Here is a 20,747-nt window from a genome sequence, read left to right as displayed (position 1 = left end):
TGGGAGAGGCTTCAGCCTCGATGTTTCAAAAGCTCGAGGCTGAAGCCTCTTCTACAGGGATCGCACTTTCTGGAGATTCACTCATGAGCTACCAACACCGTTACCTCGACGGCACCACCATCCATTTCCCCATCGGCAAAGTGGTGTGCGTTGGCCGCAACTATGCCGAGCACGCCAAAGAACTGAATAACCCGGTGCCCACCGAGCCGCTGCTGTTTATCAAACCGGGCAGCTGCGTGGTGGAAGCCGAGGGCGGCTTCAGCATTCCGACCGACCGTGGCGGCGTGCACTACGAAGCGGAAATTGCCGTGCTGATCGGCAAGCCGCTGTCGCGCAAACCCAACCAGGAAGAAGTGCTCGACGCCATTTCCGGCTTCGCCCCGGCGCTGGACCTGACCCTGCGTGACGTGCAAGTCAAGCTCAAGGAAAAGGGTTACCCGTGGGAAGTGGCCAAGTCGTTCGACGGTGCCTGCGTGCTGGCGCCTTTTGTCAGCAGCGATGCGGTGAGCGATCTGACCGAGATCGGCATTCGTCTGAGCATCAACGGTGAAGTGCGCCAGGACGGCAGCAGCGCGTCGATGCTCAACCCGATTGTGCCGATCATTGCGCACATCGCCGGGCACTTCAGCTTGCAGCCGGGTGACGTGATTCTCACTGGCACGCCAGCCGGCGTTGGGCCATTGAACCAAGGTGATGAATTGCTGCTCGAACTGGTCGGCCATTCGAGCGTGACGACCCGCGTTCTGTAAGCGGCGCTGCGTACAAGCGCTGTAATTACTCATGGGTGGGATAACCGCGAACGGCTGATGTACAGTTCGGCACTGCCCGCGCCGGCTTTGCGCGGGTTCGCGGTTGTTCACGGATGATCAAACCGTAATCTCCTGCTTTGGCGGCTAGCTTGCTGCTGCAGTAACAGAGAACGTCCCATGCCCACCGCTCGCTCCTTTTCGTTTCGTCGCAACTGGCCCTGGCTGCTGCTCGCTTTCGTGCTGCTCACCGTTGCGGTGCTCACCTACACCCAGCATTGGCTTGGCCAGGTGAAGTACTGGGCGGATGAAGACAACTTCGACCCGGCCGAGCGCGCCGCCAGCATCTGGCTTCCCGGCTACCGCCCGGTGATTCAAGCCAAACCCCTGAAAGACCTCGAGGATGATGAAACCTCGGACCTCACCTACAACCCCGACTCCAAAACCCTGTTCACCGTTACCGGCAAAGAGCCGCTGTTGGTGGAACTGAGCCTGGACGGTGAAGTGCTGCGGCGCATTGCCCTGGTTGGTTTTTCCAATCCCGAGGGCGTGGCGATGCTGAGTAACGGCAACATGGCGATCACCGACGAGCGCCGCCGTACGCTGTCGATTTTCAAGCTCGGGCCGGTGGCCCTGGAATTGCGCGCCATCGACACCCGCGAGTTCGACCTGGGCTACGCCGAGTCCGGCAACAAGGGCTTTGAAGGCATTGCCTGGGATCCCGCGCAGAAGCGCCTGCTGCTGGGCAAAGAGCGTTCGCCAACGGCCCTGTTCAGTTGGAGCAGTGACGGCACCGCGGGATTGGCCGGGCAGATGGAGCCGCTGCCTAGCGACGAGCTGTATATGCGCAATATTTCGGCCCTGAGCGTCGATCCGCGCACCGGCCATTCGCTGGTGTTGTCGGCTCAATCCAAGTTGCTGCTGGAAATGGACGAGCACGGTCAGCCGGTTAGCTTTATCAGCTTGTACGGCGGCATGAACGGTCTGCACGACAGTATTCCGCGCGCCGAAGGCGTGGCCATCGATGAGCAGGGCACCATTTATATGGTCAGCGAGCCGAACCTGTTTTACGTGTTCCGCAAAGAGAAACCGGCCGACCCGTCTTAAGCTTCGATTAAGGCGCTATTCAGTTTCAGTTCAGGTGCGCTGCTTAACCTGACCCCGTCATTTACCAGAACGGGATTGTCCTGATGAAACTGAAAACCCAAGCACTCGCCCTGTTGTTTATTCCTCTGCTGTCCGGCGCCGCTGTGGCCGCCGGCGGTTACACCGGCCCTGGCGCCACCCAGCAGATCACCAGCGTAGCCGCTGCCCTGGATGCCGCCGACGATGCGCCGGTGGTGCTGCAAGGCCAGATCGTCAAACGCCTGAAAGGTGATCGCTACGAATTCAAAGACGCCAGCGGCACCATCGAAGTGGAAATTGACGATGAAGACTGGCCGCCACAAGCCATCTCCGACAGCGCCAAGGTCAAGCTCACCGGCGAAGTCGAACGCGACCTGATGAGCCGCGAAGTGGACGTGGATATCGTCGAAGTGATGTAAACATTGCACTGCAAAAAGCCCGCCCTGGCATTCCACCGGGGCGGGCTTTTTTGTGGCTGACACACCGCGCGCTTAGGCGACGCTCTCAAACCCCTGCAACACGTTCACGGCATTGATGCCGATCTCTTCAACCGCGTAACCGCCCTCCATGACGAACAAGGTCTGCAAGCCGAGCTTGCCGATGACCTCGCCCATGCGCAGGTAATCGGGGCTGTCGAGTTTGAACTGCGAGATGGGGTCGGACTTGTAAGTGTCCACGCCCAGCGACACCACCAACGCATCCGGCGCGTAGGCCTGAATCTGCCGGCAGGCGTCGGCCAGGGCCAGGCTCCACACCGACCAGTCGCTGCCCTCGGCCAGTGGATAGTTGATGTTGAAACCGCTGCCCACGCCTGCCCCTTTCTCATCGGCGAAACCGAGGAAATACGGGTATTCAAACCGTGGGTCGCCATGAATGGAGGTGAACAGCACGTCGGCGCGTTCGTAGAAAATATCCTGCGTGCCGTTGCCGTGGTGGTAATCCACATCTAGCACGGCCACGCGCTTGGCGCCGAGGTCGAGCAGGGCTTGCACGGCAATGGCGGCGTTGTTCAGGTAGCAATAACCGCCCATGTAGTCAGCGGCCGCGTGGTGACCTGGCGGCCGGCACAGGGAAAACACCCCGCGCGCGCCTTTCGCCAGTTCGGCCTGGCCGGTAAGGGCGACGTTGGCCGAACTTAGAATCGCCTGCCAGGTGCCGGCCGTAATCGGCGCGCCGGCATCAAACGAGTAGTAGCCCAAACGACCGTCGATGGCGGTCGGTTCTACCTGACGCAGGCGCCGGGTCGGCCAGGCGATGGGCAGCATGTCGTGCTGGCGGCCGATGGCCTGCCAGTCGCTCCAGGCGTTTTGCAGAAAGCGCACAAAGCCTTCGGTGTGCACTCGACGAATCGGCGCCAGCCCAAAATCCAGCGGCGCGTGCACATCGCCCAGGCCAACGGCCTTGGCGCGGTCGAGCACCATGTCGGCGCGGCTGGGCATCTCAAAACACGGCGTGAACTGGCCGCCGATCAACTCGTACTTGCCGTGGTGCAGGTGATGGTCGACGCTATAAATCGTCAGCATAGGGGTGCCCTCAGGAGCAGGCCTGTGAAGAGGGTTTGTCGTTATGGTTTTTCCTGTAGGAGCGGCTTTAGCCGCGATGCTCTCAGGTCGCAAGCATCGCGGCTAAAGCCGCTCCTACAGGGATCACCGCAGGCGGGGTTTACGGCTTATTTCTTCAACTTGGTCCACACCTTGGCGCGCAGGGCCAGGGCTTTGGGGGAGCAGAGTTCGAAGGGCTTGAGACGGTCGAGTTTGTCGGCCGGGGTGTTGATGGCCGGGTCGTCGAACAGTTCTTTGTCCATGAACTTATCCGAACCTTCGATGGCGTTGTTGTACTTGGCGAAGTTGGAGGCGGCGGCGATGTTTTCCGGTTTCATCATCCAGTTGATGAAGGCGTGGGCTTCGGCCACGTTGGTGGCGTCTTTAGGAATGGCGAAGTTGTCGATAAACACCCGAATGCCTTCTTTCGGGTACACGTAAGTAAGGCTCGCGCGCTGGGCCTGGGCGCGGTGGAAGGCGCCGTTCCATTGCTGGTGCATCGTCACTTCACCGGCGGCCATGCGCTCGATAGTGCCGTCGCTGTTGTACATGGCCAGGGAAGGTTTCTGCTTAAGCAGCAGGTCCTGAATTTTCTGCGCGGCTTTCGGGTCTTCGGTGCACTGGTCGACGCCCAGGTAGAACGCGGCCGGCACGAACAATTCTTCGATCGAATTCAACGCCACGACTTTGCCTTTAAGTTCGGGGTCGGGCTCGAAGAAGGGTTTCCAGCTTTCTTCCAGTTTGCCGCCGGGCACCTTGGCGGTGTCGTAGCTGTAACCCGTAGTGCCCCACAGATACGGCACGCTGTAGTCATGGCCCGGGTCGAAGCTCAGGGTTTTGAAGGTGTCTTTGAGCAGGGCGAGGTTGGTGAGCTTGCTCTTGTCGAACTTCTGCAGCAGGTCTTCCTTGACCATGATTTCGATAAAGCTGTCTGACGGCACCACCACGTCGTACGCGCCGCCGCCGGCCTTGAGTTTGGCCAGCAGGGTTTCGTTGGAGTCGTAGGCGTCGAGCGTGGCCTTGATGCCGGTGTCGGCTTCGAATTTTTTCAGCAGCTCTGGCGGGTAGTAGTCCGACCAGTTGGCGAAGTGCAGCGTGCCGGCGGCCTGAGCCGAGGTGGCGATGCCCATGGCGCATAGCAGGGACAACGCGAGCGAGGTGGTGCGAACGTGCATGGCAAAGCTCCTTGCTGGACTTTTTTTGAGAGCGTTAGCGTTTGCGCTGACCCACGTAATACGACAGCGCCACAAACGCGATGGAAATCACCAGGATGATCGACGAGATCGCATTGATCTTCGGCGAGATACCCATGCGAATCGAACTGAAGATGTACACCGGCAACGTCGTGGCGCCGGCACCGGCAACGAAGTAGGTGATGACGAAGTCGTCCATGGAAATGATGAACGCCAGCATTGCCCCGGAAAGGATCCCCGGGCTGAGCAGCGGAAAGGTCACTTTCCAGAACGCTTTCCACGGCGAGGCGTAAAGGTCGGCGGCGGCTTCGAGCAGGTACGGGTTCATGCCTTCGAGGCGGGCGCGAATCGGCAGATAGGCGAACGGAATGCAGAACACCACGTGGGCAATGAGGATGGTGAACAGGCTCAGTTTCAGGCCGATAAACGAGAAGAACATCAGCGTAGACACCGCCGTGACAATCTCCGGCACCAACAGCGGCAAGCCGAGCACGCCGCTCATTAAGGTTTGCCCACGAAAGGCACGACCGCGCATGCCCAGCGCCGCCAGGGTGGCCAGCGACGTGGCAATCAGGGTGGCGAGGGTGGCGACGATCAGCGAGTTCTTCGCCGCGCGCACCACTTCGGCGTCGTTAGCGACCACGGTGTACCACTTCAGGCTGAAACCGTCCCAAAGCGTGGCCGATTGCCCGCCGTTAAAACTGAGCACCACCAGCACCACAATCGGCAGGTACAGAAAAATAAAAAAGAACCACGCCGCCGGCCGCATGCCCGCGAAGCGCCACAATGGATTGCGCGTATTCATGGATGGCCCCCCGCGCTGCCCGGCTTGAAGCGCACGCTGTACACCAGCATGGCCAGCAGCACGAAACTAAGCAGGGCAAACGACAGGGCAGCGCCGAGCGGCCAGTTATGCGAGCTGCCAAATTGCAGCTGAATCAGGTTGCCGATCATCAGGGTTTTGCCGCCCCCGAGTAGCTCAGGAATGATGTAGTTACCCAACGAGGGAATGAACACCAGAATGCTGCCGGCGACGATGCCCGGCATGGCCAGCGGCACGATGATGCGTTTGAGCGCATGGAAGCGATTGGCGCCCAGGTCGAACGCCGCCTCTACCAGGCGCCAGTCCATTTTCTCCAAGCTGGTGTAAATCGGCAGCACCATAAACGGCAGGTAGGTATAGAGCAGGCCGATGATCACGGCGTTGTCGGTGTACAGCAGCCCCAAGCCATGCTGAGTAATGCCCAGGCCTTGCAGCCCTTCATCCACCAACCCGCCGTTGCGCAGCAGCAACATCCAGGCATAGGCGCGCACCAGCAGGTTGGTCCAGAACGGCACGGTCACCAGAAAGAGCAGCAGGTTGCGCTTGCGCTCGCTCTGCAACGCCAGGTACAGCGCAGTGGGGAAGCCGATCAGCAGGCATCCGGCGGTGGTCAGGATCGACAGCCAGAACGAGCGCTGAAAGATCTCCAGGTAGTCAGTGTTGAACACCAACACGTCATCCAGATCGCGCTCGTAGAAGAAATTGCGGTACGCCTCCAGGGAATACTCGCCCCACTTCACCCCGCCGTACTCGCCGGATTGCAGGATCGACACCACAAACATGATGCCCAGCGGCAGCAGCATGAACACCAGCAGCGTGAGCATGGCGGGCGTGCTGAGCAGCAGGCGGCGGCCCAATTGGCGGCGCTCGGCCAACAGCCGTGGCGTAGTCATTCGACCAGCACCTTGATGGCGGCGCTGGGCACCTGCACCCGCACCTTGTCGCCGACCTGATAACCGCCCACGGCGCCGTCGCGGTTCTGCTGGCGCACGCGGAAGCCGCCTTGGCCGGCAACGTCCAGGTGGTAGACGGTGTCGGTGCCGACATACACCACGTTCTCCACCTCGCCGAGCAACTGACCGTCGGCGGCCAGGCTCACCCGTTCCGGGCGAATGGCCAGGGTGACCGGGCCGCGATGTTCGGTGAGCGTGCTGAGCAACTGACCGTCGCTCAGCTTCACGCCGTCGTCGCTGGCCTCGGCCGTTAAGAAGTTGGTCTCGCCAATAAAGTCGGCCACGGTGCGGTTGGCCGGTGCTTCGTAGATTTCAGTCGGCGTGCCCACCTGCAAGATGCGGCCCTTGCTCATGACCGCGATGCGGTCGGACATGGTCAGCGCTTCTTCCTGATCGTGGGTCACGAAAATAAAGGTGATGCCGGTTTCGCTCTGCAAACGCTTGAGCTCGATTTGCATGTCTTTGCGCAGCTTCTGGTCCAGCGCCGACAACGATTCATCCAGCAGCAGCACTTTGGGCCGATTGGCCAGAGCGCGGGCCAGGGCGATGCGTTGTTGCTGGCCGCCGGAGAGTTGGTCGGCCCGGCGTGCGCCCACATCCGGCAGCTTTACCAGCGCCAACATGCGGGTCACGGTTTCGCTGATTTCAGCCTTGCTCAGTCCGCGCATCTCCAAACCGAAGGCGATGTTCTGCGCCACCGTCATGTGGGGAAATAGCGCGTAGCTTTGGAAAACGGTATTCACCGGGCGGCGAAAGGGCGGCAAATCCTGCATGGCTTCGCCGTATAAGCGAATGGTGCCGGCGCTGGGTTGTTCGAAGCCGGCGATCAGGCGCAGCAGCGTGGTTTTGCCGCAGCCGGAGGGGCCGAGCAGGGTGAAGAATTCGTTGGACTGGATTTCCAGAGAAACCGCATCGAGGGCTTTGACGCCCTGACCAGGGTCGCCGAATTCCATGCTGAGCTGCTCAATGCTGATGGCGCTGGAATTTCCCATAGAGTTCTATAACCCATTGTTATTGTTGGCTTTTAGCGCATACGAAACGGCTGCCAAGCGTGTCTTCGATTCTGTCAGCGTGACCCGCAGGGCAGAACGATAGAAACGGTCAAAAGGGGATAGATGCGGCCAAGTTGGCCGCTAACGTCTATACACGCTAGGCGTCTGCCCGCTCCAGCGCAAAAACGCATGGCGAAAACTGGCGGTTTCGCTGTAGCCCAACTGCTCGGCGATCAGGTAAATGGGCAGGTCGGTTTGCATCAGCAGTTGGCGCGCCTTGTCATAGCGCACTTCGTCGAGCAGGCGCTGGTAGCTGGTGTTCATCCGCGTGAGGTGGCGGCGCAGGGTGCGGGCGCTGCGGTGCAACTGATTGGCCACCCGCTCCAGGCTGCTGGCTTCACGCATGTTGCTGCTCAGGTGCTGACGGATCTGCTCGAGCACGTCCTGGCCACTGTCCAGTTGCGCAGCGAGTTTCAGGCATTGCTGCACGCCGTAATGGCAACTCACCGGGTCGGCCAGCGGCAGCTCGCGGTCGAGCAGGGCGGCGCTGAAACACAAGGTGTTAACCGGCTCACCAAACTCCACCGGGCAGCCGAATAACTGCGTGTAGGAATGTGCATGCAAGGGCGGGCGGTAGGAGAAATGCACGCTGCGCGGGCGAACCGCTTCGCCCAACAGGTCGCGAATCACGGTGAGCAACGACATCAAACACAGCTCGGTGTTGAACACCGTCAGCTCTGGCGCATAGCGATAACCGCGCGCGACCAGGCGAGCCTCGTCGCCGTCTTCTTCCAAGTGCAATTTGAAATACGTGCCCAGCAGGGTCGGTTGCGCCATCGCCAGGTTTAGCGCGTCGCGCAGGGTGCGGCTGGCGAGCATGCTGTAGCCGAGAATGCCGTAGGCCGACACGTGCATACGCAGGCCCATTGACAGCCCGAGCGCTGGGTCGCGGGTGCATTGAATGGCGTTGGCGAACACGCGCAGCTCTTGCGCGGGGCTGATGAGTTTTTCCGGAGTTTCCAGATCGGCACTGCTCAGGCCGCTGTCGTGCAGCAAACGCTGGCGAGGGATGCCGGTTTCGCTGAGCTGGCTGACGGCCAGGGCGATGGTGTGAAGGGTGGTGCGTGCGCGGTCTTCGGGAAGTAATGACAAGCCCATATTTCTGCCCTTGATGCTTCTTCTTGTAACGCCAGTGCGGCGAACTGCAACCGGCGTGCACGGTTAAGTTTCAATTCAGCATGGCTGTGCTATTTCTAGCGCCCGTTTTGTACCCCGCCACCCTTTGCGAGAACCCCCGATGCGTCGTCTGCTGACCTTGAAGTACCTGCTGGGAGCCGTGGTGCTCGGCGCATTGATTGTCCTGGCAGCGGCTGCGCAGGAGTTTCGTCTGTTCGAACGGGCCTGGTTTCAGGTGCAAGAATGGCGCCATGGCGAAGCCTGGCAAGCGCGCTCGCTGTGGCTGCCGGCGTATCGGGTGAGCGTTGAGGCCATGCCCATTAAGGGCCTGAATGACGATGTGTCGGCCCTGACCTACGACCCCGACCGCAACACGCTTTTCACCGTGACCAACCAGCGCTCGGAAATTATCGAACTGTCGCTGGCCGGCGACGTGCTACGGCGCATCCCGCTGCTGGGCTTTGGCGACCCGGAGGCGATCGAATACATCAGCCCTGGCGTGTATGTCATCACCGACGAGCGCCGCCAACGTTTGATCAGCGTGCAGCTGGACGAAACCTCAACGCCAGTACGCGCCGATGACGCCCAGCAGCTCTCCCTCGGCCTGGGCCCAAGCGGCAACAAAGGCTTTGAAGGCCTGGCTTACGACGCCAAAGGCCAGCGCTTATTTGTCGCCAAGGAACGCGATCCGGTACGCATCTATGAGGTGCACGGTTTCCCCCACACCAACGTCGACCGCCCCTTCGCCGTGCATGTGGTAGACGACCCCAAGCGGGACGCCGGGCTGTTTGTGCGCGACCTGTCGAGTCTGGATTTCGACATGCCCACCGGGCATTTACTGGCGCTCTCGGATGAGTCGCGGCTGGTGATCGAGCTGGACACCGACGGCAAGCCGATCAGCACCTTGTCGTTGTTGCGCGGCCAGAGTGGGCTGAAGAAAACCGTGCCCCAGGCGGAGGGCATTGCCAGCGATAACGCGGGCAATCTGTATATCGTCAGCGAGCCGAATCTGTTTTATGTGTTCAAGAAGGAAGAATAAAGGCCGCCGACTCGCCGGGGGTTAACGGGCGAGCAGGGGCGGACTGACGGCCAACTGCTGCCGCTTTGACGCTTGGTTTGCACGGCCGCGAACCGATCGTATTTCCCGATATTTCAAAGCAGAATTTTTCGCTTTAACTCGATAGATTAACCGCTAGTCTTACCCCACTGCTTTTTTAGGGAACCCCTTACATGCAACTGCGCAACTCCCCTTCCCGTTATGGTCTGGTCAGCATTGTTTTGCACTGGGGCATCGCATTAGCGGTATTCGGATTGTTCGGTTTGGGCCTGTGGATGGTCACGCTCGATTACTACAGCCCCTACAACCACTCCGCCCCGGCGCTGCATAAAAGCATCGGCTTGACCCTGCTGGGTTTGATGATCGTGCGCCTGCTGTGGCGCTTTATCAGTCCGGCTCCGGCGACCCTAAGCAGCTACAGCCGCGCCACCCGCTTGGGCGCCAAGCTCGGCCATGGCGCCTTGTACCTGTTGTTGTTCGCCGTGCTGATCGCCGGCTACCTGATCTCCACCGCCGATGGCCGCCCCATCGAGGTGTTCGGCTTGTTCGCTGTGCCCGCCACTTTGACCAGCATTCCTGATCAGGAAGATCTGGCCGGCGCGGTGCACTTGTACCTGGCGTGGGCCTTGGTAATTTTTGCCGGCGTTCACGCGTTAACAGCTTTGAAGCACCACTTTATCGATCACGATGTAACCCTGACCCGCATGTTTGGCCGTCGCGCCGACTAGCTCTCTCACTGCACAAGAAGGACTTACGCAATGTTCAACGCAACCCTGAAAAAATCCCTGGCCGCTCTGGCACTCGGCACCGCAATGCTCAGCGCTGGGCACGCCATGGCCGACGACTACGCCATCGACAAAACCGGCCAGCACGCCTTCATCGATTTCAAAATCAGCCACCTGGGTTACAGCTACATCTACGGCACGTTTAAAGATTGGGACGGCTCGTTCAGCTTTGATGCCAAGAACCCGGAAGCCAGCAAAATCAACGTAACGCTGAAAACCACCAGCGTTGACACCAACCACGCCGAGCGCGACAAGCACATCCGCACCGCCGACTTCCTCGACGTGTCGAAATTCCCGGAAGCCAAGTTCGTGTCCACCTCGGTTAAATCGACTGGCGAAGGCAAGGCCGACGTTACCGGTGACCTGACCCTGCACGGCGTGACCAAGCCGGTCGTGATCAAGGCAACCTTCCTCGGCGAAGGCAAAGACCCATGGGGCGGCTACCGCGCCGGCTTCGAAGGCACCACCACCATCAAGCTGAAAGACTTCGACATCCAGAAAGACCTGGGCCCGAAATCTCAAGAGCTGGAACTGCAGATCTCGTTTGAAGGTGTAAAGAAGTAAGGTTTTAACCGCCCATAAAAAACGCCGGCTGATGCCGGCGTTTTTTATGGGCGCAGCTTTAAGGAAAACTCGCGCAGGACCTGTGGGAGCGGCTTTAGCCGCGATGCTTTTTATCATGCGCATCGCGCCCAATCGAAATGTCGGGCCTAAACAAAAACACCGGCACAAGGCCGGTGTTTTTGCTGTAACGCTGAGCCTTAGCCTTCGCGGTTACGGGTAAGCAATGCCGGTTTCTCGCCACGATTGCGGCTCGGCAGTTTGTCCAGTTGCTCCAGCTGCTCGGGCGTCAAGGTGCGGTCGATTTTCGACTCCTTGTGCACGATCACTGGCTGGTGCTGCGGCTCACGCGGACCCCGAACAGCCGGTTCCTGACGCAGTGCGTCGGGGCGGGCGCGCGAGTCGTCGCGACGGGCCTGACCGCCGTTGCGTTGCGGACGCTTGCCCTGAGCATTGGCAGCACCACCACTGCGCTGGCCTTGGGGTTTGCCCTGGCCTTGCGGACGTGGCGATTGACCACGCGGCGGTTGCCCGGCAGGACGCGGTGCGCTCGGCGCGGCGCCAGCAGCAGCGGCCGGCTTGCGGCCACGGTTCTGCTGACGATTGCCCTGGTTCGGGCTGACGTAGTCGGCGCGGTTACCAAAGTTATCGATTTCGTCGTCCAGAAACTCGTCCGGCGCGCGATCGGCTGGCAATGGCGGAACCGCCGCCGCAGTGCTGTTGGTGCGCGGCTGACGCGGTTCGTTGCTGCGCGGTTGGCCCTGACGCGGCTGTTGCTGACGGCCTGAGTTGGCTGGCTTGTCGCGGCCTTGAGCGGCAGGTTTGTCTTTGCCGTCCTTGCCTTTGTCTTTACGGCCGCTGCCACGACGATCACCGCCGCCGCCACCGCCTGGTTTGTTCGGATCACGCGGGCCACCACGGCCACGGTTTTGACCTTCAGGGCGCTCGCGCACTTCCGGTTTTTCCGCTTCCACGGTGCTGGCATCGAAGCCCATCAGGTCGCCGTCGGCGATTTTCTGCTTGGTCATGCGCTCAATGCCTTTGAGCAATTTCTCTTCATCCGGCGCGACCAGCGAAATGGCCTCACCGCTGCGACCGGCACGGCCGGTACGGCCGATGCGGTGCACGTAATCTTCTTCAACGTTGGGCAGTTCGAAGTTGACCACGTGGGGCAACTGGTCGATGTCCAGACCGCGAGCGGCGATGTCGGTAGCAACCAGCACACGTACGGCGTTGGCTTTGAAATCAGCCAGGGCCTTGGTGCGCGCGTTCTGGCTTTTGTTGCCGTGGATCGCCACAGCCGGCAGGCCGTGTTTGTCGAGGTACTCGGCCAGACGGTTGGCGCCGTGCTTGGTGCGGGTGAACACCAGTACCTGTTCCCACGCGCCGGCGGTGATCAGATGAGCGAGCAGGGCGCGCTTGTGGTTGGACTGCAGGCGGAACACCCGTTGCTCGATGCGCTCGACCGTGGTGTTGGGCGGCGTCACTTCGATGCGCTCGGGGTTGTGCAGCAATTTGCCGGCGAGGTCGGTGATGTCTTTGGAGAAGGTCGCCGAGAACAGCAGGTTCTGACGCTTGGACGGCAAGCGCGCCAGGACCTTTTTCACGTCATGGATAAAGCCCATGTCGAGCATGCGGTCGGCTTCGTCGAGCACCAGAATTTCAACGTGAGACAAGTCGACGCTGCCTTGGCTGGCCAGGTCGAGCAAGCGACCGGGGCAGGCGACGAGCACGTCAACGCCACGGGCCATGGCTTGCACCTGCGGGTTCATGCCAACGCCGCCGAAGATGCAGGTAGAGACGAATTTCAGATCACGGGCATACAGCTTGAAGCTGTCATGCACTTGCGCGGCCAGTTCGCGGGTGGGCGTCAGCACCAATACGCGCGGCTGTTTCGGGCCGTGGCGGTGTTCGCGGTCCGGGTGACCATTGGGGAACAAGCGCTCGAGGATCGGCAAGGCGAAGCCACCGGTTTTGCCGGTGCCCGTCTGGGCGGCAACCATCAGATCGCGACCTTGCAACACGGCGGGGATGGCCCGCTGTTGCACTGGGGTGGGCTCGGTGTAGCCAGCAGCCTCGACGGCGCGGACTAAAGCCTCGGAGAGACCGAGGGAAGCAAAGGACATGAGTAATCCTGTTTAGTGAGGGCGTGGCCCATGGGGGAAATTCTGCCGTGCATGAAACGCGTTGAGGGCGCGTTCCCGTCCGGTCCTGCGGGCCTCTAGGAGGGCCGGCGTCCGGGCGTCAGCCAGCGGGGAAGCCGGAGTATAACAGAGCATTTCCACAATGCGCCTAGCGCTACGACGCAGGGGCATTGAGGAGGAAAACCACGTAACCGCGAAACAGCGGCAAGTCGTGCAGGTAGTCGGGCGCCTGCCAGTCGCCGTGCTGCACCAAGCCGATCTTGAACGGCAGTTGCAGGCGCTTGGTGGGTGGCAGGTAAGCGCTGTAGTTGGCAATGCTGTGGCGGCCCTGATACGTCTGGATGACGATTTCGTCCACAACACCGGCCAATTGGTTCAATACGCCGGTATCGGCGTTCGGTGCCCAGTCGAGCAAACCGGTGATGCTCAGGCGGTAGTCGTTCGGCAGGCGCGCGCGCAAGTCGCGCAGAAATTGCGCGTAGTGGTGCAACTCGCGGGTACGGGCATCGAAGTCGATCTGGATGCCCACCACCGGGTTACCGGCGAGCTGCCAGCGGCGCACTTGCGAGAGCATTACCGCATACGCCTCGGGCGGCCAGTCCAGCGTTTGCGCGCGGTACACCAGCCAGATCTCGCCGGGGTGTTCGGCCAGCCTGGGTATGGAGATTCCCTGGGCCAAAAAGCGTACGGCCCCGCCTTGGCTACGCGGCGCGCGTTCGATTTGGCCTTGCAGGACATACAGGCTTTTCGCCTGGGCCAGCACCGGCTGCGGTTGCACGCCGCTCCACAACCAGAAGGCGTCGTACTGGCTGGCATCCACCTCGGCGGCTGCCGGACTGCTGAGCAAGGCCAGCAGCACGCCGAGCCGCAAACCCTTCACTGACTCACCAGTAATACTTCAGCGACTGCGCCCAGGTGCTCTTGGCGTATTGACGTTTGAGGGTCGAGAACCACTGTTTGCGCACGGACTTGTCGAGGTCGTCGCCGTTGCAGTGGTTGTAGCCGCTGGTGGCGTAGCAGTTGATCGCGCGATACAGCGCGTAGGCGCGATCATCTGCCGGTGCTTTGTCGTTGGCGATGATCTGCTGGTAGCCGTGCAGCGGGTCGAAGCGCTCGCCCGGGAACTGGGTTTTGCTGCCGCCCAAGGCGAACTCGCCAGGGAAACCGTCGAAGGCCAGCGAGTGGCTGCGAGTGAACTCACCCAGGCAGTTGATGGCCTTGGCATTGGCCGGTTCTTTTTCCAGCACGGCGGCGGTTTCCTTGGGGGCCGGACAGGCATAACCATCGTCATTGGTGCCCTGCGCGACAACGAACTGCTGGAGTGCTTCGGGGGCTGGCTCGGGGACCAGGGCCAGGTCGTCAATGAAGGCTGGGTAATGGCCTTGCAGCAATTCTTTGTAGAGCAGCACCGACAGCGCGGTGACCGACTCATCGGTACCGACCTTGCCGTCTTTGGCCACCTGCCGCAGCAGCTCAGGCGAGGCGACGCGGCCGAGCACTTGCGCCCGCCAGTTGCTGTTGGTGATCAGCGAGTCGGCGGCGAAAATCTTCTCCACCTGGTTGCTGTGCTCGTAGTTGAGCGCGAGTGCCAGCTGCAACTGCTGCCGCTGGATCGGCTGTTCGGTTAGCTTGAACAGCTTCAACCAATGGGCTTGTGCCACGGGCCATTGGCCGTCTTCTTCGAGGGCCAGGCCGCGCACGATCTGTTGGCTGAAGTGCAGGTGGTCGAGCACGCTCTCGTCGCTGGCCTCGGGCAGAAACTTCAAGGCTTCGGCCGGGACTTCGCCGACGTAGTAGTGCCAGGCGCCTTGCAGGTACGCGTACAGATCCGGCTCATCGGCAAACAGCGGCTTTTGCGCCAGCAGCTGGTCTTCACTGATCGGCTCGCCCGAGCGCATGCCCTTGAGGTCGATCACGGCCAGCAACATGGGGTTGGTCACGCCTTGGGCGCTGGTGAACAGCTTGTTGTCCACCTCGTCGGTTAGCTGCTGCACGGTGCTGTCACGGTTGTTCAGGTTCTGTTCGGCCAGCTGCTCGGCGTAGGCCGCCGCCAGCTTGACGTTGTCTTGTTGCAGCCAATACACCCGACGCAGCAAGCCCTTGGCCGACAGGGTGTACTGGCCTTGTGGGTAGCTGGCGAGGTACTGCTTGAGGTCGGTTTCAGTTTGCGTCAGTGCGGGTTGGTCCGCCTTGCTCAGGTCGGGATAGCCGTACTCGTCGAATGCATTGGCCTGGGCGGCATTCAGCTGACTGCGGGCCACCATGTAAGTCGCGGTTTCCTTCAACCACGCCTGCTCGCTGCTGAGCAATTCGGTAAAGCGTGCACTGGCGGCGGCGAAGTCGCCGTCGTAAAAAGCGCTGGCACCCTGCAAGTAGGTGGCGAACTGCCGACCGAGGATCGATTGCACGCCGATGAAATTCAGGGGCTGCGGCTCGCTGGCCGGGTGCTCTTGTTGCAGCAGGGTCAGGCGCTGCCTGGCCAAGCGTTTGCGTTCCGGGTCCGGCAGGTCGCTGGCCAACAGCTGACCGAGAAAGGTCGCCGTGGTAACGCTGTTGTTGCTGCTCTGCCGACTGCCTTCGCCGCTGGCGTAGGAAGGCGTCTCGCCGAGGTCCGGATATTCGGCGCTCAGGCCCAATTTTTCCAGCTGGGCCGATAGCGAGTTCGTATCGGCCGCGGTTGGCGTGTCGGTCGGTTGCGTCTCAGGCTCTGCGACCGAGAACAGTTGCTCCAGCGCGAAGGGCACCAAGGCGTTCTGGTCCTCGGCCTTTTCCGGATTGCCCGCCAGGTTCGGTTGGCCGGCATCGGCCAATAGCCATTGGAGGTTGGCGCGGGTGTCGTTGCTGGGGCTCAGAAACGCCTGGGTGGAGCAGGTATCCAGGCCTTTGGCTTGCAGTTGCAAGGTCGGTTCGCACTCGCCGTCGTCGGAGCTGGCGTGGGCCAGAGGAGCGCCGAGCAAGAGCAGTGCGAGGGCTAAACGATTCATGCGGGTCTTCCTTGAACAGTCATAAAAAAAGCCGCTTGGGCAAGCGGCTCTCGAACAAGCGTTATCAGCGTGGCAGCTTGAGGTTGTTCCACACCGCCAGGCTTGGCTCGGCCTGGTTCAGGGTATAGAAGTGCAGGCCCGGTGCGCCACCTTGCAGCAGGCGGTCGCACATGTCTGTGATGACCTGCTCGCCGTACGCCTGAATGCTCTCGATGTCATCGGCGTAAGCCTCCAGCTGTTTGCGAATCCAGCGTGGAATTTCAGCGCCGCAGGCGTCGGAGAAACGCGCGAGTTTGCTGTAGTTGGTGATCGGCATGATGCCCGGCACGATCGGAATGGTGACGCCCATCTTGCGCACGCGCTCGACGAAGTAGAAGTAGCTGTCGGCGTTGAAGAAGTACTGGGTGATCGCGCTGTCGGCGCCGGCTTTGGCCTTGCGCACGAAGTTGGCGATGTCGTCTTCGAAGTTGCGCGCTTGCGGGTGCATTTCCGGGTAGGCGGCGACTTCGATGTGGAAGTGGCTGCCGGTTTCTTCACGGATAAAGCTGACCAGGTCGTTGGCGTGACGCAGCTCGCCGCTGGCCATGCCCATGCCCGATGGCAGGTCGCCGCGCAAGGCGACGATGCGCTTGATGCCGGCCTCCTGGTATTGCTTGAGCAGGGCGCGCAGTTCGGCCTTGCTGTCGCCCACGCAGGACAGGTGCGGTGCGGTGGGCACCTTCACGTCGCTGTCCAGTTGCAGCACGGTGTTGATCGTGCGGTCGCGGGTCGAACCCCCGGCACCGTAGGTGCAGGAGAAAAAGTCGGGGTTGTAACCAGCCAGCACGCGGGCGGTGGCTAACAGTTTTTCATGCCCAGCGTCGGTCTTGGTTGGGAAGAACTCGAAGCTGTAGCGACGTTCTTTGCTCATTTAAAAGTGCTCTCGGAAACGCTGGCGAATGGTCGACAGGCCCGGCTTTCCAACGCGGAAAACAGCGGGCCTGTACTTCGCGGCAAAGCGCCCGCAGGTGCGGGCGCCGGGCACATCAGTAGCGGTAGGCGTGTGGTTTGAACGGGCCTTCCTGCGGCACGCCGATGTAGTCGGCTTGCGTTTTGGTCAGCTTGGTCACAACGCCGCCGAAACCCTTGACCATTTCCAGGGCCACTTCTTCGTCGAGTTTCTTCGGCAGCACTTCCACAGTCAGACGCTCGGCTTTTGCAGCGGCCGACAGGTCGGCGTACTTCTGGCCGAACAGGAAGATTTGCGCCAGAACCTGGTTGGCGAACGAGCCGTCCATGATGCGGCTCGGGTGGCCAGTGGCGTTGCCCAGGTTAACCAGGCGGCCTTCGGCGAGCAGAATCAGGTAGTCGTCGTTGTGCGGATCGAAGCTGCCGGCGCCGGTGCGGTGAACCTTGTGCACCTGTGGCTTCACTTCTTCCCATGCCCAGTTTTTGCGCATGAAAGCGGTGTCGATCTCGTTGTCGAAGTGACCGATGTTGCAGACCACAGCGCGCTTTTTCAGGGCAGTGAGCATGTTGCTGTCGCAGACGTTGACGTTACCGGTGGTGGTGACGATCAGGTCGATTTTGCCCAGCAGCAGTTTGTCGATGCTGGCGGCGGTGCCGTCGTTGTTGCCATCGATAAACGGCGAGACGACTTCGAAGCCGTCCATGCAGGCTTGCATGGCGCAGATCGGGTCCACTTCAGTGACCTTCACGATCATGCCTTCCTGACGCAGCGACTGAGCCGAGCCTTTGCCCACGTCGCCGTAGCCGATGACCAGCGCTTGCTTGCCGGACAACAGATGGTCGGTGCCGCGCTTGATGGCGTCGTTCAGGCTGTGACGGCAGCCGTATTTGTTGTCGTTTTTGCTCTTGGTTACCGAGTCGTTGACGTTGATGGCCGGGATTTTCAGCTCGCCCTTGGCCAGCATGTCCAGCAGACGGTGTACGCCGGTGGTGGTTTCTTCGGTCACGCCGTGAATCTTGTCGAGCATGGCCGGGTATTTCTTGTGGATGATTTCGGTCAGGTCGCCGCCGTCGTCGAGAATCATGTTGGCGTCCCACGGCTGGCCATCTTTAAGGATGGTTTGCTCGATGCACCACTCGTACTCTTGCTCGGTTTCACCTTTCCAGGCGAACACCGGAATGCCGGCAGCGGCGATAGCAGCAGCGGCTTGGTCTTGAGTGGAGAAAATGTTGCAGGACGACCAGCGTACTTCGGCACCCAGGGCAACCAGGGTTTCGATCAGCACGGCAGTCTGAATGGTCATGTGGATGCAGCCGATGATCTTCGCGCCCTTGAGCGGCTGCTCGCCGGCGTACTTGTGGCGCAGGCCCATCAGGGCTGGCATTTCGGATTCGGCGATGATGGTTTCGCGACGGCCCCAAGCGGCCAGGGAAATATCGGCGACTTTATAGTCGGTAAAAGCAGCGCTCATGCTGTAACTCCATTCGTGGTGTGCGAATGGGCGCCGTTGATGCGTTTTAACAGCCAGCGAATGGCTGTTCTCTACGCCCTGTTCGAGCCTGACAGGCCACTTCGCGATGGAAGAACCTGCTGCAGCGCCCCTCGAACAGGTGGCGGGAGCGACCCACAATCCAGGGGCCGCTTTGAAGCTGGGGGATTATAGCTGCGCCGGCGAGCTTGCCCAAGGCTTTCTGTCGCAATGCGCTATAGCCACTATTAACTGTGTTGTTGCGACAGCCTCGCATCGCTTCTGCCATGCTGCGGGCGTTCTAACACGAGGAGCAGGTATGAACTTCCACACACGCAAATGGGTGAAGCCCGAAGACCTCAACCCCAACGGCACGTTGTTCGGCGGCAGCTTGCTAAAGTGGATCGATGAAGAAGCGGCGATCTACGCCATCATTCAGCTGGGCAGCCAGCACGTGGTGACCAAGCTGATTTCCGAAATCAATTTCGTCTCGTCGGCGCGCCAGAGCGACATCATCGAGCTGGGCATCACGGCCACCGCGTTCGGTCGCACCTCGCTGACCATGCGCGCCGAAGTGCGCAACAAGATCACCCGCAAAAGCATCCTGACCATCGACAAGATGGTGTTCGTCAATGTCGATGCCGACGGCAACCCGGCGCCCCATGGCAAAACCGAAATCACCTATATCCGCGATCAGTTCAAGGAAGAAGGCGGTTCGGCCTAAGCCGAGCGATTGACTGATATGCCATTGGCCAGCGCCCCGCTGGCCATGGATTCGGCGCGCGCATCAAGGCAAGCTGCTCGGAACAATAAAACCGAGGAGTTGCCATGACCGTTGCTTATTGGTGCGTGCTGATTGCGCTGTTTCTTCCCTACCTCTGCACAGGGCTGGCCAAAGGCTTGGGCGGCGGTTTCGCGCCCAAGCACAACCACGACCCGCGAGCGCTGCAGGCGACCATGAATGGGCCGGCCAAGCGCGCAAACAACGCCCAACTCAATGGCTTTGAAGTGACGCCCGCCTTTGCTGCGGCGGTGATCATTGCCCATCAAATCGGCCATGCCGCACAGACCACCATCGACCTGCTGGCGATCTGGTTTATCGTCAGCCGCATCCTGTACATCATCTGCTACCTGGCCGACTGGGCGCCGATTCGCTCGCTGATATGGGGCGTTGGTATGGCGCTGATCGCGAGCTTTTTCTTCGTCAGCGTCTGACCTCGAAGGTTGGTAATCGGGAGCAAGGCGAGGATACTGGCGGCCGCCGTTGAACAGCCAAAAGTAGCCTCGCCATGATTTCGAAAAAAGCCGCTCTCATTATTTTTGCCTGCCTGGCCATCGCCGCTTGCGGTGGCGTTGACCCTAACTCGCCGCAGGGCAAGCGCCAGGCCATCTTCAAACAGATGCTCAAAACAGGTGAAGACCTGGGCGGCATGTTGCGCGGCAGGGTGCAGTTCGACAGCGAGAAATTCGCGGCCGGCGCGGTGAAGCTCGACGAGTTGTCCAAACAGCCTTGGCAGTATTTCCCGCAGGTGCAGGAAACCGACAAAAGCAGCGCCAAGCCCGAAGTCTGGGAAAACCAGGCGCGCTTTCAAGAACTAGCGAAAAACCTGGAAACCGCGACGGCAGCCCTCGTGGTTGCCAGCCGGGACCCGGCACTGGACGCGAAGAAACTCGACGCGCCCGTACAGGCCGTGGAAGACGCCTGTGAAACCTGCCACAAGGCCTTCCGCAATCACTGATCAGCGCTCCAATTGCTTCTTGGCTTCGTCGAGTTCTTTGCGCGCTTCGGCCAGTTTGTTTTTGCGTGAGTCGATTTTCTCAGGGTCGCCTTTGGCCATGGCCTTTTGCAGGTCGCTCTCGCGGCGCTTCACTTCGTGCTGAGCCTCCAGCACTTTCTGCTCCCGTGATTTTTCCAACTGCTCGTCGGTGCAGTTGCTCTTAACCTGGCTCAACGCCGTTTCCAAACCCGCCTGCTGCGCGCTGTTGCCGGCAGCTTTGGCGCGTTCGATTTGTTGTTGGATTTCGTCGCGCTTGGCGGCGCAGCCGGTCAGGGTTTTGGTGGTTTCGGCAGCCATCGCCGAGGTGGCGAGAAGGCCAAGCGCGGCCGCCGATAGAAGGTGACGTAAGGCATTAAAGGACAACATTGCGACGCTCCGTTGGCAGTGAAAAAGTCGGCGACCGGACGCTTGCCCAAGGTCGCGATGGCCAGAAGTCTATCCCATAGAAACCGACCTGTTGGGTGGCGAGCCC

At 60.8% G+C, this 20,747-nt stretch carries 21 protein-coding genes and 1 riboswitch; of the genes, 9 read left to right on the top strand and 12 right to left on the bottom strand.

Translation table 11 applies throughout. The features are described 5' to 3' along the window. The first annotated feature begins 83 nt into the window (after nt 1-83). From ACZZ0Q_RS22115 to ACZZ0Q_RS22105, 3 genes are all read left to right on the top strand, one after another. The gene (locus tag ACZZ0Q_RS22115; protein ID WP_463540778.1) at nt 84-749 is read left to right on the top strand and encodes a fumarylacetoacetate hydrolase family protein; all 666 of its coding nucleotides are present in this window, start codon (nt 84-86) and stop codon (nt 747-749) included. A gap of 177 nt (nt 750-926) precedes the next feature. Continuing rightward, nucleotides 927-1,853 carry an SdiA-regulated domain-containing protein gene (locus ACZZ0Q_RS22110; RefSeq protein ID WP_463540779.1) on the top strand — a complete coding sequence of 309 codons (927 nt, stop codon included), beginning with the start codon at nt 927-929 and terminating at the stop codon, nt 1,851-1,853. An 89-nt stretch (nt 1,854-1,942) separates the two neighbouring features. Continuing rightward, a complete protein-coding gene (locus tag ACZZ0Q_RS22105) occupies nt 1,943-2,290 on the top strand; it encodes a NirD/YgiW/YdeI family stress tolerance protein (RefSeq protein ID WP_463384781.1) in 348 nt (115 codons plus the stop codon). 72 nt (nt 2,291-2,362) lie between these two features. On the opposite strand, the gene ACZZ0Q_RS22100 is transcribed toward ACZZ0Q_RS22105, so the two are convergent. The 6 genes from ACZZ0Q_RS22100 to ACZZ0Q_RS22075 form a co-directional block, all read right to left on the bottom strand. Beyond that, nucleotides 2,363-3,394: a histone deacetylase family protein gene (locus tag ACZZ0Q_RS22100; protein ID WP_463560934.1), complete on the bottom strand. Its 1,032-nt coding sequence runs from the start codon at nt 3,392-3,394 to the stop codon at nt 2,363-2,365. 146 nt (nt 3,395-3,540) lie between these two features. Continuing rightward, on the bottom strand, nt 3,541-4,587 hold the full coding sequence (locus ACZZ0Q_RS22095; RefSeq protein ID WP_463560932.1) for an ABC transporter substrate-binding protein: 1,047 nt from the start codon (nt 4,585-4,587) through the stop codon (nt 3,541-3,543). Between the two features lie 34 nt (nt 4,588-4,621). Further along, entirely contained in the window at nt 4,622-5,410 is a 789-nt protein-coding gene (locus ACZZ0Q_RS22090) for an ABC transporter permease (RefSeq protein ID WP_463560930.1), read from the bottom strand. Beyond that, complete coding sequence (locus ACZZ0Q_RS22085; RefSeq protein WP_463560928.1) at nt 5,407-6,321, bottom strand: ABC transporter permease; 915 nt, start codon at nt 6,319-6,321, stop codon at nt 5,407-5,409. The genes ACZZ0Q_RS22090 and ACZZ0Q_RS22085 overlap by 4 nt, the downstream gene beginning before the upstream one ends. Next, complete coding sequence (locus ACZZ0Q_RS22080) at nt 6,318-7,373, bottom strand: ABC transporter ATP-binding protein (RefSeq protein WP_463540780.1); 1,056 nt, start codon at nt 7,371-7,373, stop codon at nt 6,318-6,320. Before ACZZ0Q_RS22080 ends, ACZZ0Q_RS22085 begins: the two co-directional genes overlap by 4 nt. A gap of 141 nt (nt 7,374-7,514) precedes the next feature. Then, nucleotides 7,515-8,531, bottom strand: coding sequence for an AraC family transcriptional regulator (locus tag ACZZ0Q_RS22075; RefSeq protein WP_463384473.1), 1,017 nt, complete (start codon nt 8,529-8,531; stop codon nt 7,515-7,517). Nucleotides 8,532-8,670: 139 nt separating this feature from the next. Between ACZZ0Q_RS22075 and ACZZ0Q_RS22070 the strand changes: the two genes are divergently transcribed. From ACZZ0Q_RS22070 to ACZZ0Q_RS22060, 3 genes are all read left to right on the top strand, one after another. Then, nucleotides 8,671-9,588, top strand: a complete 918-nt coding sequence (locus ACZZ0Q_RS22070; protein WP_463540782.1) for an SdiA-regulated domain-containing protein — start codon at nt 8,671-8,673, stop codon at nt 9,586-9,588. A 191-nt stretch (nt 9,589-9,779) separates the two neighbouring features. Further along, nucleotides 9,780-10,334, top strand: a complete 555-nt coding sequence (locus ACZZ0Q_RS22065) for a cytochrome b (RefSeq protein WP_463540783.1) — start codon at nt 9,780-9,782, stop codon at nt 10,332-10,334. A 30-nt stretch (nt 10,335-10,364) separates the two neighbouring features. After that, complete coding sequence (locus ACZZ0Q_RS22060) at nt 10,365-10,955, top strand: YceI family protein (RefSeq protein ID WP_122497631.1); 591 nt, start codon at nt 10,365-10,367, stop codon at nt 10,953-10,955. A 197-nt stretch (nt 10,956-11,152) separates the two neighbouring features. Here the strand turns inward: ACZZ0Q_RS22060 and ACZZ0Q_RS22055 are convergent, their stop codons facing one another. The 5 genes from ACZZ0Q_RS22055 to ahcY form a co-directional block, all read right to left on the bottom strand. Further along, complete coding sequence (locus ACZZ0Q_RS22055) at nt 11,153-13,078, bottom strand: DEAD/DEAH box helicase (RefSeq protein ID WP_463540784.1); 1,926 nt, start codon at nt 13,076-13,078, stop codon at nt 11,153-11,155. A 172-nt stretch (nt 13,079-13,250) separates the two neighbouring features. Then, nucleotides 13,251-13,976, bottom strand: coding sequence for a DUF3142 domain-containing protein (locus ACZZ0Q_RS22050; protein ID WP_463540785.1), 726 nt, complete (start codon nt 13,974-13,976; stop codon nt 13,251-13,253). A 4-nt stretch (nt 13,977-13,980) separates the two neighbouring features. Continuing rightward, nucleotides 13,981-16,080, bottom strand: a complete 2,100-nt coding sequence (locus ACZZ0Q_RS22045) for an outer membrane assembly lipoprotein YfiO (protein ID WP_463540786.1) — start codon at nt 16,078-16,080, stop codon at nt 13,981-13,983. A 64-nt stretch (nt 16,081-16,144) separates the two neighbouring features. After that, nucleotides 16,145-16,990 (bottom strand): methylenetetrahydrofolate reductase [NAD(P)H], encoded by an 846-nt coding sequence (gene metF, locus ACZZ0Q_RS22040; RefSeq protein WP_463540787.1) that lies wholly within the window; start codon nt 16,988-16,990, stop codon nt 16,145-16,147. Nucleotides 16,991-17,105: 115 nt separating this feature from the next. Continuing rightward, nucleotides 17,106-18,500 carry an adenosylhomocysteinase gene (gene ahcY, locus ACZZ0Q_RS22035; protein WP_122497625.1) on the bottom strand — a complete coding sequence of 465 codons (1,395 nt, stop codon included), beginning with the start codon at nt 18,498-18,500 and terminating at the stop codon, nt 17,106-17,108. A gap of 21 nt (nt 18,501-18,521) precedes the next feature. Further along, nucleotides 18,522-18,639: riboswitch (S-adenosyl-L-homocysteine riboswitch) on the bottom strand. Between the two features lie 177 nt (nt 18,640-18,816). Between ahcY and ACZZ0Q_RS22030 the strand changes: the two genes are divergently transcribed. The 3 genes from ACZZ0Q_RS22030 (at nt 18,817) to ACZZ0Q_RS22020 (ending at nt 20,236) form a co-directional block, all read left to right on the top strand. Further along, on the top strand, nt 18,817-19,221 hold the full coding sequence (locus ACZZ0Q_RS22030; RefSeq protein WP_122497623.1) for a hotdog domain-containing protein: 405 nt from the start codon (nt 18,817-18,819) through the stop codon (nt 19,219-19,221). Nucleotides 19,222-19,325: 104 nt separating this feature from the next. Continuing rightward, nucleotides 19,326-19,712, top strand: coding sequence for an MAPEG family protein (locus ACZZ0Q_RS22025; protein ID WP_463540788.1), 387 nt, complete (start codon nt 19,326-19,328; stop codon nt 19,710-19,712). A gap of 74 nt (nt 19,713-19,786) precedes the next feature. After that, the gene (locus ACZZ0Q_RS22020; RefSeq protein ID WP_463540789.1) at nt 19,787-20,236 is read left to right on the top strand and encodes a c-type cytochrome; all 450 of its coding nucleotides are present in this window, start codon (nt 19,787-19,789) and stop codon (nt 20,234-20,236) included. Here the strand turns inward: ACZZ0Q_RS22020 and ACZZ0Q_RS22015 are convergent, their stop codons facing one another. Continuing rightward, nucleotides 20,237-20,641, bottom strand: a complete 405-nt coding sequence (locus ACZZ0Q_RS22015; protein WP_463540790.1) for a DUF1090 domain-containing protein — start codon at nt 20,639-20,641, stop codon at nt 20,237-20,239. It abuts the gene before it with no gap. Nucleotides 20,642-20,747 lie beyond the last annotated feature (106 nt).

This window comes from Pseudomonas sp. AC070, assembly GCF_979258635.1.
The sequence above is the reverse complement of the archived record's forward strand: the minus strand, read 5'-3'. Positions and strand labels throughout refer to the sequence as shown.